This window comes from Methylocystis sp. MJC1, assembly GCF_026427715.1.
Lineage (GTDB): Bacteria > Pseudomonadota > Alphaproteobacteria > Rhizobiales > Beijerinckiaceae > Methylocystis.
The window spans coordinates 2,222,237-2,236,037 of the sequence record NZ_CP107558.1 but is presented as its reverse complement, the minus strand read 5'-3'; the positions used below and the strand labels follow the sequence as shown (position 1 = coordinate 2,236,037).

At 60.3% G+C, this 13,801-nt stretch carries 19 protein-coding genes; 3 read left to right on the top strand and 16 right to left on the bottom strand.

Annotated features, from left to right (window positions below):
- Positions 1 to 12: 12 nt before the first annotated feature.
- Positions 13 to 1,479 carry a nitrogenase molybdenum-iron protein alpha chain gene (gene nifD / locus OGR47_RS10940; protein WP_165049034.1) on the bottom strand — a complete coding sequence of 489 codons (1,467 nt, stop codon included), beginning with the start codon at positions 1,477 to 1,479 and terminating at the stop codon, positions 13 to 15.
- Positions 1,480 to 1,542: 63 nt separating this feature from the next.
- Positions 1,543 to 2,424 carry a nitrogenase iron protein gene (nifH, locus tag OGR47_RS10935; protein ID WP_165049031.1) on the bottom strand — a complete coding sequence of 294 codons (882 nt, stop codon included), beginning with the start codon at positions 2,422 to 2,424 and terminating at the stop codon, positions 1,543 to 1,545.
- Positions 2,425 to 2,765: 341 nt separating this feature from the next.
- Between nifH and OGR47_RS10930 the strand changes: the two genes are divergently transcribed.
- Positions 2,766 to 3,221, top strand: coding sequence for a response regulator (locus OGR47_RS10930; RefSeq protein ID WP_306792323.1), 456 nt, complete (start codon positions 2,766 to 2,768; stop codon positions 3,219 to 3,221).
- Between the two features lie 16 nt (positions 3,222 to 3,237).
- Positions 3,238 to 3,657, top strand: coding sequence for a group III truncated hemoglobin (locus tag OGR47_RS10925; RefSeq protein WP_165049029.1), 420 nt, complete (start codon positions 3,238 to 3,240; stop codon positions 3,655 to 3,657).
- A gap of 258 nt (positions 3,658 to 3,915) precedes the next feature.
- Here the strand turns inward: OGR47_RS10925 and OGR47_RS10920 are convergent, their stop codons facing one another.
- From OGR47_RS10920 to nifB, 14 genes are all read right to left on the bottom strand, one after another.
- On the bottom strand, positions 3,916 to 4,248 hold the full coding sequence (locus OGR47_RS10920) for a (2Fe-2S) ferredoxin domain-containing protein (RefSeq protein ID WP_165049027.1): 333 nt from the start codon (positions 4,246 to 4,248) through the stop codon (positions 3,916 to 3,918).
- A gap of 14 nt (positions 4,249 to 4,262) precedes the next feature.
- The gene (locus OGR47_RS10915; RefSeq protein WP_165049025.1) at positions 4,263 to 5,147 is read right to left on the bottom strand and encodes an SIR2 family NAD-dependent protein deacylase; all 885 of its coding nucleotides are present in this window, start codon (positions 5,145 to 5,147) and stop codon (positions 4,263 to 4,265) included.
- Between the two features lie 36 nt (positions 5,148 to 5,183).
- Positions 5,184 to 5,396 carry a hypothetical protein gene (locus tag OGR47_RS10910; RefSeq protein WP_165049023.1) on the bottom strand — a complete coding sequence of 71 codons (213 nt, stop codon included), beginning with the start codon at positions 5,394 to 5,396 and terminating at the stop codon, positions 5,184 to 5,186.
- Positions 5,397 to 5,415: 19 nt separating this feature from the next.
- Complete coding sequence (locus tag OGR47_RS10905; protein WP_165049021.1) at positions 5,416 to 5,721, bottom strand: 2Fe-2S iron-sulfur cluster-binding protein; 306 nt, start codon at positions 5,719 to 5,721, stop codon at positions 5,416 to 5,418.
- A gap of 38 nt (positions 5,722 to 5,759) precedes the next feature.
- Complete coding sequence (locus OGR47_RS10900) at positions 5,760 to 6,911, bottom strand: DegT/DnrJ/EryC1/StrS family aminotransferase (RefSeq protein ID WP_165049019.1); 1,152 nt, start codon at positions 6,909 to 6,911, stop codon at positions 5,760 to 5,762.
- A complete protein-coding gene (locus OGR47_RS10895) occupies positions 6,908 to 7,180 on the bottom strand; it encodes a hypothetical protein (RefSeq protein ID WP_165049017.1) in 273 nt (90 codons plus the stop codon). The genes OGR47_RS10900 and OGR47_RS10895 overlap by 4 nt, the downstream gene beginning before the upstream one ends.
- A gap of 1 nt (position 7,181) precedes the next feature.
- A complete protein-coding gene (gene nifT, locus OGR47_RS10890; RefSeq protein ID WP_165049015.1) occupies positions 7,182 to 7,394 on the bottom strand; it encodes a putative nitrogen fixation protein NifT in 213 nt (70 codons plus the stop codon).
- 48 nt (positions 7,395 to 7,442) lie between these two features.
- The gene (locus tag OGR47_RS10885; RefSeq protein WP_165049013.1) at positions 7,443 to 7,670 is read right to left on the bottom strand and encodes a nitrogen fixation protein NifZ; all 228 of its coding nucleotides are present in this window, start codon (positions 7,668 to 7,670) and stop codon (positions 7,443 to 7,445) included.
- Entirely contained in the window at positions 7,667 to 7,960 is a 294-nt protein-coding gene (locus OGR47_RS10880) for a nitrogen fixation protein NifZ (RefSeq protein ID WP_165049011.1), read from the bottom strand. Before OGR47_RS10880 ends, OGR47_RS10885 begins: the two co-directional genes overlap by 4 nt.
- Complete coding sequence (locus tag OGR47_RS10875; RefSeq protein ID WP_165049009.1) at positions 7,957 to 8,757, bottom strand: 4Fe4S-binding leucine-rich repeat protein; 801 nt, start codon at positions 8,755 to 8,757, stop codon at positions 7,957 to 7,959. The genes OGR47_RS10880 and OGR47_RS10875 overlap by 4 nt, the downstream gene beginning before the upstream one ends.
- A complete protein-coding gene (locus tag OGR47_RS10870; protein WP_165049006.1) occupies positions 8,747 to 9,280 on the bottom strand; it encodes a hypothetical protein in 534 nt (177 codons plus the stop codon). The genes OGR47_RS10875 and OGR47_RS10870 overlap by 11 nt, the downstream gene beginning before the upstream one ends.
- A 9-nt stretch (positions 9,281 to 9,289) precedes the next feature.
- Positions 9,290 to 9,634: a HesB/IscA family protein gene (locus OGR47_RS10865; RefSeq protein ID WP_165049004.1), complete on the bottom strand. Its 345-nt coding sequence runs from the start codon at positions 9,632 to 9,634 to the stop codon at positions 9,290 to 9,292.
- Complete coding sequence (locus tag OGR47_RS10860) at positions 9,634 to 9,858, bottom strand: 4Fe-4S dicluster domain-containing protein (RefSeq protein WP_165049002.1); 225 nt, start codon at positions 9,856 to 9,858, stop codon at positions 9,634 to 9,636. The genes OGR47_RS10865 and OGR47_RS10860 overlap by 1 nt, the downstream gene beginning before the upstream one ends.
- A gap of 112 nt (positions 9,859 to 9,970) precedes the next feature.
- Entirely contained in the window at positions 9,971 to 11,473 is a 1,503-nt protein-coding gene (gene nifB, locus OGR47_RS10855; RefSeq protein WP_371824439.1) for a nitrogenase cofactor biosynthesis protein NifB, read from the bottom strand.
- Between the two features lie 511 nt (positions 11,474 to 11,984).
- Here nifB and nifA point away from each other — a divergent pair.
- Positions 11,985 to 13,718, top strand: a complete 1,734-nt coding sequence (gene nifA, locus OGR47_RS10850; protein ID WP_165048999.1) for a nif-specific transcriptional activator NifA — start codon at positions 11,985 to 11,987, stop codon at positions 13,716 to 13,718.
- Positions 13,719 to 13,801 lie beyond the last annotated feature (83 nt).

Sequence of the window (13,801 nt, the reverse complement as noted above, 5' to 3'; positions counted from 1 at the left end):
TTATTGCGGGGATCAGGCGGCCCAGGGAGCCTTGGCCATCTTCCAGACCGGCGAGTTGATCGCCATGTCCATGTCGCGCGCGAAGATCGCGAAGCCGTCGTAGCCGTGGTAGGGGCCCGAGTAGTCCCAGCTATGCATCTGACGGAAGGGCACGCCCATCTTCTGGAAGACGTACTTCTCCTTGATGCCCGAGCCGACGAGATCGGGCTGGATCTTCTCGACGAACTTCTCGAACTCGAAGCCCGTGACGTCGTCGTAGATCAGCGTGCCGTCCTTCACGTAATGGCTCGTGCGCTGATAGTCGTCGTTGTGGCCGAACTCATAGCCCGTGCCCACGACTTCCATGCCGAGGTCTTCGTAAGCGCCGATGACGTGGCGCGGACGCAGGCCGCCGACGAACAGCATGACCCTCTTGCCTTCGAGACGCGGACGATACTTCGCGATGACGGCGTCCATCAGCGGACGATACTTCGCGATCACGCGCTCGGCGCCTTCCTTGATCTTGTCGTCGAAGTGCGAGGCAATCTTGCGCAGCGACTCTTCGATCTTGGAGGGGCCGAAGAAGTTGTACTCACACCACGGAATACCGTACTTTTCTTCCATGTGGCGGGAGATGTAGTTCATCGAACGGTAGCAGTGCAGAACGTTCAGCTTCGCCTTCGGCGTCGCTTCGAGCTCCGCAATCGTGCCGTCGCCGGACCATTGAGCGACAACGCGCAGGCCCATTTCTTCGAGCAGAATGCGCGAAGACCAGGCGTCGCCACCGATGTTGTAATCGCCGATGATTGCGACGTCATAAGGCGTGGACTCGAAGCGGGCCGGCTTGCCGTCCATCTTGTCGAACACCCAATCGCGAACCGCGTCATTGGCGATGTGGTGGCCGAGCGACTGCGACACGCCGCGGAATCCTTCGCAGCGGACCGGGACGATCGTCTTGCCTTCATATTCCTTCGACTTGGCCTTGGAGACGGCTTCGATGTCGTCGCCGATGAGGCCGATCGGGCACTCGGACTGAACGGTGATGCCCTTGTTCAACGGGAACAGGTCCTGGATTTCGTCCATGATCTTGGCGAGCTTCTTGTCGCCGCCGAACACGATGTCCTTCTCCTGAAAGTCGGAGGTGAACTGCATCGTGCCGAAAGTGTCGATGCCGGTCGTGCCGATGTAATAGTTGCGGCGCGACGCCCAGGAATATTGGCCGCAGCCGACCGGGCCGTGCGAGATGTGGATCATGTCCTTGATAGGACCCCACACCACGCCCTTCGAACCGGCGTAAGCGCAGCCACGAATGGTCATGACGCCGGGAATGGATTTGATGTTCGATTTGACGCCGCAATCCGGCTTACCGTCTTCGAACGTGCCGAGGTGCTTGGCGCGACGCTTGGCGGTCTTTTCCGGATAAACCTTCAGGACTTCCTGAATGAGTTCCTTGTTGCGGGCCTTGATGTCTTCGATGGATTCAGCTTGCGCCACACTCATGACGGAGGCCTTTCTGGAGGATGGTAGGCCCGGCTCTCGAGAGAGCCGGGCAGTTGGCGAAAGTTAGGCGACCGAGAGCTCCGCAGCCGTCTTGCCGATCTGGGACTCGTCGACCGCTTTCATGATGCCGTGTTCCATGAGCAGGTCTTCGAGCTCGTCCATCGTGATGGGCGTCGGGATCGTGCCATTGCCAGCATTCGCGTCGACGCGCTGCGCGAGGTTGCGATAATGAGCCGCCTGCTGGGAGTCGGGCGCATACTCGATGACCGTCATGCGGCGCAGCTCGGCGTGCTGAACGATATTGTCGCGCGGCACGAAGTAGACGAGCTTGGAGCCGAGCTTCTTGGCGAGGGACTCGGCAAGCTCGAGCTCCTTGTCGGTCTGGCGCTCGTTGCAGACCAGCCCGCCCAGGCGCACGCCGCCGGAGTTGGCATATTTCAGAATGCCCTTGGAGATGTTGTTGCCGGCATACATGGCCATCATCTCGCCAGACATGACGATGTAGATTTCCTGCGCCTTGTTCTCACGGATCGGCATGGCGAAACCGCCGCAGACCACGTCGCCGAGCACGTCGTAAGAGACATAGTCGACGCCCTCGTAAGCGCCGTTCTCCTCGAGGAAGTTGATCGAGGTGATGACGCCGCGACCCGCGCAGCCGACGCCCGGCTCCGGACCACCCGACTCGACGCAACGGATATCCTGGAAGCCGACCTTCATCACGTCTTCGAGCTCAAGATCCTCAACCGAACCGGCTTCAGCGGCGAGCGACAGGATGGTGTCCTGCGCCTTGGCGTGAAGGATCAGGCGGGTCGAGTCGGCCTTGGGGTCGCAGCCAACGATGAGGATCTTCTTGCCCATCTCGGCGAGCGCCGCGAGGGTGTTCTGCGAGGTGGTCGATTTACCGATGCCACCCTTTCCGTAGAAAGCGATCTGTCGAAGCGACATTGCATTCTCCTTGTTTGGACCTAACATCATGATCGGCGCGCGCCACACGCATGCCGAAATTCACTCACTCTGCGACGAGGCGCGGGCGACCGGCGTTTCCCAATTGACTTTCTGAACCGGCAGCCAAAAGCCTTGCGTGGGGTATTGCGCAAAGGGCGTGCCAGCTCGGTAAGAAATACTTAAGACATTGGATTTGCTGTATTTACGTCTGGAGCCTCGGGCGCTCGAGCACGTGTGTCAAAGCCGACAGTGATGTTCGCAAGCGAACTGACACACGCCAAAGCTTAGCTTCCGACAAGCGCCTCGGCATGTCGCTTGCTTGAAAAACGGGCAATCGCAACGTGAACGAGGTAAGGGAAATGCAGATCGGCGTGGAGATGTCGAAGGCGCTGGAAAACAAGCGGGTGTTCATTGTCGACGACAATGAGATCTTTCGCGCGGCGCTTCAGTTCATGTTGCATGACGAATTCGAGGCGCATGAAGTGGCGAGCACGGCGATCGCTTTTGAAAAAGGAAAGACGCAGCCGCCGGATCTCATTCTTTTGGCCGAAACCCTGCCGCAGGCCGAAGGATTGGAGCTTTTGGGCAAGTTTCGGCAGGAGCAGCCGCAAGCTAAAATTTTGGTCGTCGTCGAGCCGAGCAACAATGGTTACGGCAAGGAATGCGTCGCGGCCGGCGCCCATGGCTTTATTGCTAAGCCGCTCAAGGTGGAATTCGTTCGTCAGAAGGTGGACGCGATGCTTGGCCGCGGCACGGGAGGCGTGACAATTCCGCTGACTGTGCTCAATGTGCGGTGAGCGACAGGAGGCGAGAATGGAAACAGCGGTTGAGGAGGCCAAAAACGACAATTCGGCGGCGGAAGCGGCAATCCGAGCCTGCGTTGCGCGCTTCTATGAGAAAGGCGGCGCCGATCCCTTGCTTGGACCGGTCTTCGCCAAAACCATCTCCGAGCTCGAGCCGCATTTGGAAATCGTCTCGAATTTCTGGTCGCATGCGCTGCTTGGTACGACGCGCTATCAGGGCACGCCCTTCGGCGTTCATGTGAAGCTGCCGATCGAAGTCGAACAATTTCCCCGCTGGTTGTCGCTTTTCACCGAGGCCGCGAAGGAAACGATGCCCGAGGAGCTTGCCTCGGCTGCAATCGCGCGCGCCGAGCATATGACTCAATGTTTCCAGTCAGGGCTGTTTCCCTTCAAGGACGCGGAAGGGAATCCGTCCAAAGTTCCGATGTAAGCGGCGCAAGCCCGATAGCTCTCCTTTACGGGAGGTCGAGGTCGAGGACCGCCGGGCGGTGTCTGTTGCAGCGCTGTCCGTCATTGCGAGCGAAGCGAAGCAATCCAGAGCGGCGACCACGGTGCTGGATTGCTTCGTCGCTACGCTCCGCGCAAGGACGGTCGCCGAAGGTGGTGAGTTGTTCCTCAGCGGCGCGAAGGCGCAAATGCAAAAGGCCGCCGGTTTTGCCGGCGGCCTTTCTTGTGAGTGACATCGCTCTCAGAGTTGAGGCACGATAATCAGCCGTTCGACCGGCTTGCCCTCAAGGAAATGCGATTGGAAGATTTCGTCGATGTCAGCTTCCGTGCGCGGCGTATACCAGACGCCCTCCGGATAGACGACCATCAGCGGACCCGCGCGGCAGAAGCCCAGGCAACCAGTCGCCGTCACCGAAATATCCGGATTAGGCTGCACATTGAGTTTCGCCTGCAGGCGGTCCCACAAGGGCTTTCCCCCAGAGGTCATGCAGCTGCCGCGCGGATGTCCCGGTGGGCGCTGCTGAAAGCAAGTGAAAACGTGGTATTTGAAGACTTGGGGAAGATCCTCGATCATTCTCTCTCTTTCACTCAAGCGGCGACGGCGGCGAGGTTGGATTGGGCCAGCTCGGCGACAAAATCGGAAAGCTTCGCGTCGATGCGCTGGATATTTTGCTCGCGCAGGAATTTTTCCTCATTGCGCGTGAGCGCACCCTCGATCAACGCCCAATGCGTGTCCGAGGAGCGCTTCATGATCTGGCGCGCGAAGCTACGTTCGAGCTGATTAGTGAAGCGGCAACCGAGGAATAGAAAGCCGCGTCCCTTGCGGATGGTTTGCACCGAGTCCGGGATCGGCGTTTGAATGTCGATTTCTGTCAGCACTTCGACATAGTCGGAGTCAGAGATGATGAAGTTCGACGCGGGAGTGACCCCTCCAAGCGGCTCATAGACAAGCGTGCGCCATTTGAGCGTCTCGTCCGGCGCCTCCGCAGGAGCCTTGGCGCCGGAGCCGTCGCGGATGAATTCCTTCGTCGGCACGGCAGAGAGGTCGGCCCGGAACCAATTCACCCAATCGCCGAAATGTTCGCTTTGCGTCACGCCCTGCACGAGGCCCCAATCGCTACGACCGGCCATGGATTTGACGACGAGATCGTCATACCAGGCGTGCACGATCAGCGGCAGCTGCTCCTGCGTCGCGAGCCATTGGTGGAATGCGCTCGGCTCACACTCGACAGAGAACGCCTTCGCCATCAGGCATGTCAGCGTCTTGCGATGTTTGAAATTCTCGATATATTGCGAAGCCGCAGTGAGATTGTTGCGGATTTTATGCGGCACTGTCGCGCCAGCGACGAGTTGCTGCACAAGAATTTCGGGAAGCGACGGTGGCGCCGCCTCCCCGGGGAGGCCGGTCACGCCCGGCCCCAGATAAGGAATCACGTCGCCTCGACGAAAGGCCGGTATGATTTCACTGAGCATCTTCAAATCCTCTCGCCAAGCGATCGACGTTGAGCCTTACTGCAGAACGGCCGCCTTCAGCGCCGTGACGTCGTCGGACGACACGCGAAAGACGCCGCGACCGCCCGTGAGCGCCTGGAAGCTATTCGCAGCCTTCTCCGAGAGCTTCGTGAACCATTGCTCAGGCGTGAGGCTCGTCGGACGATCTTGGATCTCGAGCACGCTGCCGTCATTGTTGAAACGGACGTGGATCAGAACTGTGTCTGTCATTTTTGTCTCCTTTGTCGGACTAGAAGCCGGAGCCGAAGCCCAGCAACTCCACCGTTACATTTTCGGCGCCGAGCATGGCCTGACAGGCGAGACGTGATTTCGAGCCGACGCCAACAATGGAGTCGAGCTTTTCATTTTCCGCGCGCGTGGTCTTCGACAGGCTCTTTCTGCCTTCCTGCACGAAGAGATGGCATGCGCCGCATTTCGCCTCGCCGCCGCATTTGCTGACGATCGGTTCGCCTGCCGCGAGAATGGCGTCGAGCAGACGGCTGCCGGTCGCGGCTTCAACGGTCTTGCCCGAGGGAAGAATGGTCACGGTAGGCATATTGTTACGCTCCTTGGTGTTGGGGCCGATTTGGGCCGTTAAAGGTAGATGGCGGTTCCGGCGCCGATATTAATCGACGCGTCCTTCATCGTGCCCACGATGAAAGCGACCTGGTCTTCGGAGAGGTGGGCATGGAAGGGCAGGGCGACGGCGCGGTCCGCGACTTTTTCGGTCACGAACAGATCACCGCGCCGGTAGCCGAGATCGAAGTAGTAGCGTTGCAGATGAAGCGGGCTCGAATAGGCCGTCGCTTCGATATTCTCTTGACGTAAATCGTCGGTGATTGCGTCGCGGCTGGAGCGCGAGAAGCGCGTCCCCAGATGCACGACATAGAGGAACCAGTGAACTTGGTCGACCTCCGGCGCCACGTAAGGGTCCTTGATGCCCTCGAAGGAACGAACATATTCGAGGAAGTAACGCTCTACGCGCTTGCGGCGCGCCAGCAACAGCTCGATGCGGCGCAGCTGCGCGAGGCCGAGCGCGGCGGCAATGTCCGAAAGGCCCGCCTGCAAAGGCGCCCAGGCGCCGAGAACAACCGAGGAGCGCTCCTCGATCTTGCGGCTGCGCAAGCGGCGCAGCATGGTGACGGTGTCGTCATTGTCGGTAACGATCATTGCGCCTTCGCCGGAGATGAGTCCGCCGGGCTGCGAGAAATCGAACAAAGAGCAATCGCCGAAAGATCCGACAAGCTTTCCTTGGTAAACCGAGCCGATCGCCTCGGTCGAATCCTCGATGAGCGCAAGATTATGCGCGGTCGCGATCTCGCGCAGCGGGGCCCAGGGAGCCGGATGTCCGTTGGTATTGTCGGCGATGATTGCGCGCGTCTTTTCGGTAATCGCCTTGCGTGCTTTTTCCGGGTCCAGCGTTCCCGCCCAATAGTCGATGTCGGCGAAGACAGGACGGGCGCCCGCAAGCACAACGGCGTGCGTCGTCTCGCGGAAGGAATAGGACGAGGCGATGACTTCGTCGCCGGCGCCGACGCCGATCGCGCGCAGGATCAGCAGCAGCCCGATCGTGCCGCTCGAAACGGCGACCGCATATTTTCGCCCGACATAACGGGCGAACTCTTCCTCGAATTGGTCGACGACGTCGCCCTGCGAGACGCGCGCGGATTGAAGAACTCCGAGAACTGCTTCGAGATCGGTTTGCGCAAGATCCGGATCATTCAAAGGCAGAAGAGTCGTCTTCATGCGGCGCCTCCATTGGGGGCCAGCGCGATGCCCGTCGCGCAGCCCGGATCCAAAGTGATTTTCCAGCAGTGATCACGCCCGTCGACGAGATAGAGCGAACAGTTCTCGTAGGTGCGGAAGGGCGTTTCATCGCGCATGTCAAGCGCGTCGCAGCGCGTGACCATCAGCCCCGGCGCAAGTTGGCGAATGGACGCGAGCGTCTGCGAGTCGGCGCTGGCCTTCGCGAGCGCCGCGTCAATTTGTGCAACCTGCGCAGGGGCGAGAGTCATGTTATTCTCCTCCGATCTTCTTTGCTTCTACGGTGATCGGGAGAGATGTGCCGGCCGCCATTTCCGGAAGCTGAAGCACCCAGCCATTCGCAAGCGTGACAGAACCGCCCCACAGTTCGGGCCTCTCGACCTCGACGATCGGTTCCTCGAGATCCTTCTTGGGAACATAGGCCGAGAGGCTTCCTTCTGAGTCTCTGCGGATCATGACTTTCACGTTGCGCCTCTTTCGTTGGCGGGTTGCAAATATATTAGTCAGACTGTGTCAGGCAGGTTCGATTTCTTCCTCGAGGCAGCCGATGACGAGCTGCGGTGAAAATTCGACGAGATAGATGACTATCTCCGTATCGACATGGGTTCCGACATTCACGATCTCGCCGAGATCGCCATTCTTGACCAGCAGCTCATCCTGGGCGCGATCCGGGTAGGAGCCGTCATTGACGAGGTCCGTGGTTGCGCGCACGCGTTGACCCCAGTCATATCTCGCGCTCATTTCTCGTTCTCTCCGTCGATTTCGGCCATTTCCAGCTCTTTGCGTTTCATACCAACGCGATTGCCGGTGGATTCAAATTCTACGCCATAGATGTAGAACTGCTGCAGAAAGGTGCCGATATTCACGATGTAGCCAATCTCGCCTTTCTTCGCGAGGACTTCGCCGATATCCTTGCCAGGGAAGGTTCCGTCATTGCGGATCGTGCGTTTTGCGCGCACCTTGTCGCCGTAATCGAAGTAGGGCGGGCCATCGACTTCGACGTGATCGCTGTCTCTGCTGATATTGGTCATTGATCGCTCCGCTTCTGCGTCATGATGACATTCGAAGAGGCGTCCAAGCCGGCGGCCTTGCGCCTATCGCTTGCACATTCGCGCACGAGTGGATCTTCGTCGTCGGCAAGAGAGCCGATAAATTCGACGGCGGCCCTTTGCGCCACTTCGTAGCGAATACGCCAATCCGGGTCTTTGATCAGCGTTTCGAGATCGGCGGAGTCGAGGCGCTTGGCGGCTTCGAGACGCACGACCGGATCGCGATCTCTCGTCAGGCGCATCAATGCTTCTTGTGCGATACGGCTTGCAATGACGCGGCGCACGCCTGCGTCTTCGTCATTGATCATCAGAACAAGAAGGTCCGGGGGCAGCTTTTTCGCGACGGCCTGCCGTACCGCGTAATCCTCGTCGCTGATCATCGGCAGAAGGTCGGTGCCTTCAAGCCGGAGCGCGATGCGGATGCGCACCTCCCGGTGCGGGTCGTTGCGCAGGCGCAGTATGTAGCGGCTGGGGAGGCGCCGCGCGGCGCTCCAGCGAACGGCCTCCTCCGGGTCGTCGAGCATCGCCGGCAGCAGAAAGATTTCCGCCGCTTTCGACGCGCAGGCGCGCACTTCAAAATAGCCATGCGTGAGATAATTGCGCGCGAGATCGGGGTTCCAGTCGAAGAAGCGGTCGATGCGCCGGGCATAGCGATCATGCACGCAGGCGCGCAGCGGCTTGCAGCGTTCGGCGTTCAAGCGATCCTGATGGTCGCAGATCGCGCAATCGACGGCGTTTCCCTGCCAGTCGATCGCTTCGTCGATATCGTCAGTCGACATCTTCGAGCCCTCTGCGTTCGAGAACGCCGAGCAGAACCTTCGCGCCGATCTTGTCGGCGGGGTCGAGCTCCAGGAGCTTGTCGATCGCAGCGGCGCTTTCCTCAAAATCGCCGAGGCGCATGCTGAGATAGGCGTAGCCTTTCAGCGAGAACATGAAGAAGCGCGGGGCGATGGCGTCGAAGTCGCCGAAGGCGGCGTCTTGCGGCGTGACGTGCCGCCAGTTGAGCGGCAGCGAATTATCGATCGCGGCGCGTGTCAGACAGGACTCGGCGACGCCGAGGCACTCCCTGAGGCGGCCCTTGTAGAAGTAGAAGCGGTAGAGGCCGATCAGCGTGGCGGGATGGGTCGGCGCGAGAGCGCGCGCCTCCATCAGATATTTATGCGCCACATCATCCTGATCGTAGGATAAGGCCGCGGCGTGCAGCAGACGTTCGACCTCTTCGGGAAGGCCCTCTCCGAGGACGATGGAAGCAAGGAAATCCTGCTCCGCCACGCCTGTTTGCACTGCCGCGTCACGCGTCATGTCACAATCTCACGCTGTTTCCTCGAAGGCAGGCGCTTCGCTCTTGGAGGAGCAACCGCAGGCCTTTGCCTTCGGGTCTATGAAGGAGAAGCCCGTCGACGTGGCGGTCTCCTTGAAGTCGATCGTCACGCCGTCGAGCAGCAGACGACTCTGCGCAGGCAGGAACAGCTTGAACTGCGCGTGCTGGAAGACCTGCTCGCCTTCTTTGGGCGTGGGCTCGACGGAGAACTCCGCCGACATGCCCGAGCAGCCGCCCGGAGAAACAAGGAGACGAAGGCCATAGCCTGGCCCGCCGTCGAACATGACCAGACGGCGGATGAACTTTTCAGCGGAGGGGGTGAATTCGATATTCATTAGGCGCTCGGCTGGTAGCGGGGGAGGGAGTTGTCGATGACGCAGGTGTCGTCCACCGGGCAAACCGCGACGCATTGCGGAATGTCGAAATAGCCGATGCATTCCGTGCATTTTTTCGGATTGATCACGAAGGTGCCGTTCTTCTCGGAGATGGCGACATTCGGACATTCCGCCTCGCAAGCCGAGCACGACGTGCATTGAGAAGCGACAATCTTGTAAGTCATGACCTGAGCTCCTTTGCTTGGCTTCGGAGCAAGCTCCTGAGAACTTGCTCCGACATCTCGATAAAGCGCGATTTTCTTGTCGATCGGGCGGTTCCGCCCGATCGGAACCGCGCTACGCGTCCACGGAGACGAAGGCGCCCTGACGGATTGTGGCGTCGCCGCGTGTGACATGGGTGATCTCGCCGCTTCTGATCTTGGCGAGGTAGTCCTTGAAGTAGGAGATTGCCGACTGCTCGATGAACTCGTAGGCGTATTGATCCACAGCTTCGATGCCGGCCTTCGCCAGATCTTCCTTCGGGCAGTGGCCAATCTTGGCGACAAAGACCGCGGTGCAGTCGTTGATCGCGCGGATGACCGTCTCGAGCGCCTCTTCCTCGCCATAGCCGCCCTGGCAGTAGAGGTCGACGCGACGATGGCCGACGAATTTCGCGCCGTTGCTGGAGAGTTCGTAAATCTGGAACTCATCGGCATGGCCGAAATGCTCGTTGATGCGGCCCGAGCCCTTGGTCGCGACAGCGACAAGGATCTTGAGATCCGCATTTTCGCCGGCGAGCGTTTCGAGCTCGGCGTTGCGTGCGGCGACCTTCGCCTGGCGCTCTTCCTCGACCTTCTCCTGATAGGCCTGACGCGAGGAGAGGTCGTAATTGACCTCCATCTCCATGATTTTGTCGGTCGTGAATTCTGCGCTGCGGTCTTCGCCGAGCAGGCCCACTGCGTCGGCGCGGCACTGGCGGCAGTGGCGCATCATGTTCATCTCGCCTTCGCAGCTGTCCTGCAGCGCCTTCAGCTCCTGCGCGGACGGGCCGCGCTGGCCGTTGAGGCCGAAGACCGTGCCGTGCTCCGGCGACGAGATGAGCGGCATGATGTTGTGCAGGAATGCGCCGCGCGACTTCACCTCTCTGTTCACCGTCACGAGATGATCGTCGTTGATGCCGGGGATCATCACCGAGTTGACCTTGCAGAGGATGCCGTTGGCGGTCAGCATCTCGAGGCCCTGCAGCTGGCGATCGGTGAGGATCTTCGCGGCTTCCTTGCCGGTGACGCGCTTATGCTTCCAGAACACCCAGGGGTAGATTTCGGCGCCGATGTCCGGGTCCGTCATATTGATCGTGATCGTGACGTGATCGACGTTGAACTTCTTGATCGTCTCGACATGGTCGGGCAGGGAGAGGCCATTGGTCGAGAGGCAGAGCTTGATGTCGGGAGCGGCTTCCGAGATCAGCTCGAAGGTTTTGAACGTCTTGCCGGGATTGGCGAGCGGGTCGCCGGGTCCGGCGATGCCGAGCACCGTCATCTGTGGAATGGCGGAGGCCACCGCGAGCACTTTCTTGGCGGCTTGCTCGGGGCTCAGCTTTTCGGAGACGACGCCGGGACGCGATTCATTGGCGCAGTCATATTTGCGGTTACAATAGTTGCACTGAATGTTGCAGGCCGGCGCGACGGCGACATGCATGCGCGCATAGTGATGGTGGGCTTCTTCGCTGTAGCAGGGATGGTTCTTGACCTTCTCCCAGATTTCCGTGGGCATGTCGTTTTCGCCCGCGCCGGTGCCGCAGCTGGCTTTGCCGCTGCCTCCCGACGTGCCGCAGCCTTTGTGCTCGGCCATCTTCTGCATAATGTCGTCGAGCTGCTCGGGAGCAGGAGTGGGCTCAGCTTCATAGGTTTCGAAAGAGCGAGAGTCGTCCATTGCGTAATCCTCTCAGGCATTTTGTTGTGGACCCCCTTGAGGGGGGCGTCTGGAACAATTCCAATGTCGGCCGGTGGCGTTGGGCGGATGACCGCAACAAGCGTGCCATTGACAAAAATCAGAAGTAACCAATTGGAAATGTTGCTGTTGAGGATTTCCTTGCGGCGCCCCGAGAGGCGCGGCTAGTTGTCGCAAAGCCTTCGGACAAATGTTCGCAAGGCGACATTCAATTGGGCCCGCGCCACGCACTCGAAATGGGCGCCACATGAATCGGCGCCGGGGATAAAATTGCGCCACTCGGCTTGTTTTTATAATCGTTCCAAGGAGTAGGTCCGAATCCCCAATCGGTTGAACTTCCAAGTTTTATTTAGGATTTCGGAGTTGGCGCGATAGTTGCTTTTATGTGGCGACGCACAACAACGCCTGTCATGAGGCTCCCATGGGTCTTGAACTCGGCGGCTCCATTGGCGCCACCTCTTCGCGCGCGATGGTTTACGGCGAAACCGCGCTGGTCGGAATTTATGAAATCTCGAAACTGCTTGCGTCCCCGAACCGACTGGAGAATGTGCTCGCGGGCGTATTGACCCTGCTATCGAGCTTCCTCGATATGCGCCATGGTTTGATCGCGCTGCTCGACGCAAAAGGCGCGCCCGAGGTCGTCGTCGGCTCCGGTTGGAGCGAAGGCGCCGCGAAAGTGTTTTTCGATCGCCTGCCGGAGCGCGCGGTCGGCCAGATCGTCGCGACCAAAATGCCGGTCGTCATCGACGACGTCGCCACGTCGCCGCTGTTCGAAGGCATGGACCTCGCGGATTGGGGCAATGAGGACGGCCAGTCCTTTTCAATGATCGGCGTGCCGATCAAGGATGGCGACGCCGTCGTCGGCACGCTGACCGTCGATCGGGCGCGCAACACCCGGTCCTCCGTGCTCTTCGATCACGACGTGCGTTTTCTCACCATGATCGCCAATCTGGTGGGGCAGACGCTGCGGCTGCACAAGCTCATTGCGCGCGATCGCGAAAGATTGATGATCGAAAGCGCCTGGCGGGAGAAATCGGCCATTCCGCCGGAAGTGAAGGCCGAAGGCCTCAAGGGCATTGTCGGCGACAGCCCGGCGGTGCGCGCCGTCGTCGAAAAAATCCGCATCGTCGCCAAGGCCAAATCGACAGTCCTGCTGCGCGGCGAGTCCGGCACGGGCAAGGAGCTGTTCGCCGCCGCGATCCATGATCAGTCTCCGCGGCGCAACAAACCGTTCATCAAGCTCAATTGCGCGGCCCTGCCCGAGAGCGTGCTCGAATCCGAGCTGTTCGGCCATGAGCGCGGCGCCTTCACCGGCGCGGCCAATATGCGCAAGGGCCGCTTCGAGCTCGCCGACGGCGGCACCTTGTTCCTGGACGAGATCGGGGAGATCACGCCGTCCTTCCAGGCCAAGCTCCTGCGCGTGCTGCAAGAGGGCGAGTTCGAACGCGTCGGTGGGTCGCGCACGTTGAAAGTCGACGTTCGCCTCGTCTGTGCGACCAACCGAAATCTCGAAGAGGCGGTGCAGCGCGGCGAATTCCGCGCCGATCTTTACTATCGCATCAGCGTGGTGCCGATCTTCCTGCCGCCGCTGCGCGACCGCAAGGGGGATATGGATCTGCTGGCCAATGAGTTCCTGCGCCGGTTCAATTCGGAGCAGGGCGGTAAGCTGAAGTTCTCCGAATCCGCGATGAGCGTGCTCGACGAATGCGGCTTCCCCGGCAATATTCGCGAGCTGGAGAACTGCGTCTATCGCACGGCGACCCTCGCCCATGGCGACGTTATCATCGACAAGGATTTCTCCTGTCGCAAGGACGGTTGCCTCTCCGCCATCCTCTGGAGCGGTTCGTCGTCGAAATGGCCGACGGGCGTGACGCCGCTGCCCATCGTCGCCCCGCCGCCCCCGCCGCCGGTGCGTCCCCCAGCGCCGCCCGCCGAGGCGGTCAGCGCCTGCGCGCCGGCCCCGGGAGATACCTGCCCAGGCGCCGAGAATTGCACGGTCATCGAGAAAGACCCGCGCACCGATTACGAGAAGCTCGTCGACGCCATGGAGCGCGCCGGCTGGGTGAAGGCGAAGGCCGCGCGTCTTCTCGGCCTCACGCCGCGCCAGATCGGCTATGCGCTGCAGAAGCATGGGATAGAGGTCAAGAAGTTCTGACGCGCCGCCGCCGCAACCGCGACCGATGACCTGAACCCGCGCCGCTCTACATTCCGTTCAGTTCGAGCGGCAGGGGGAGCATG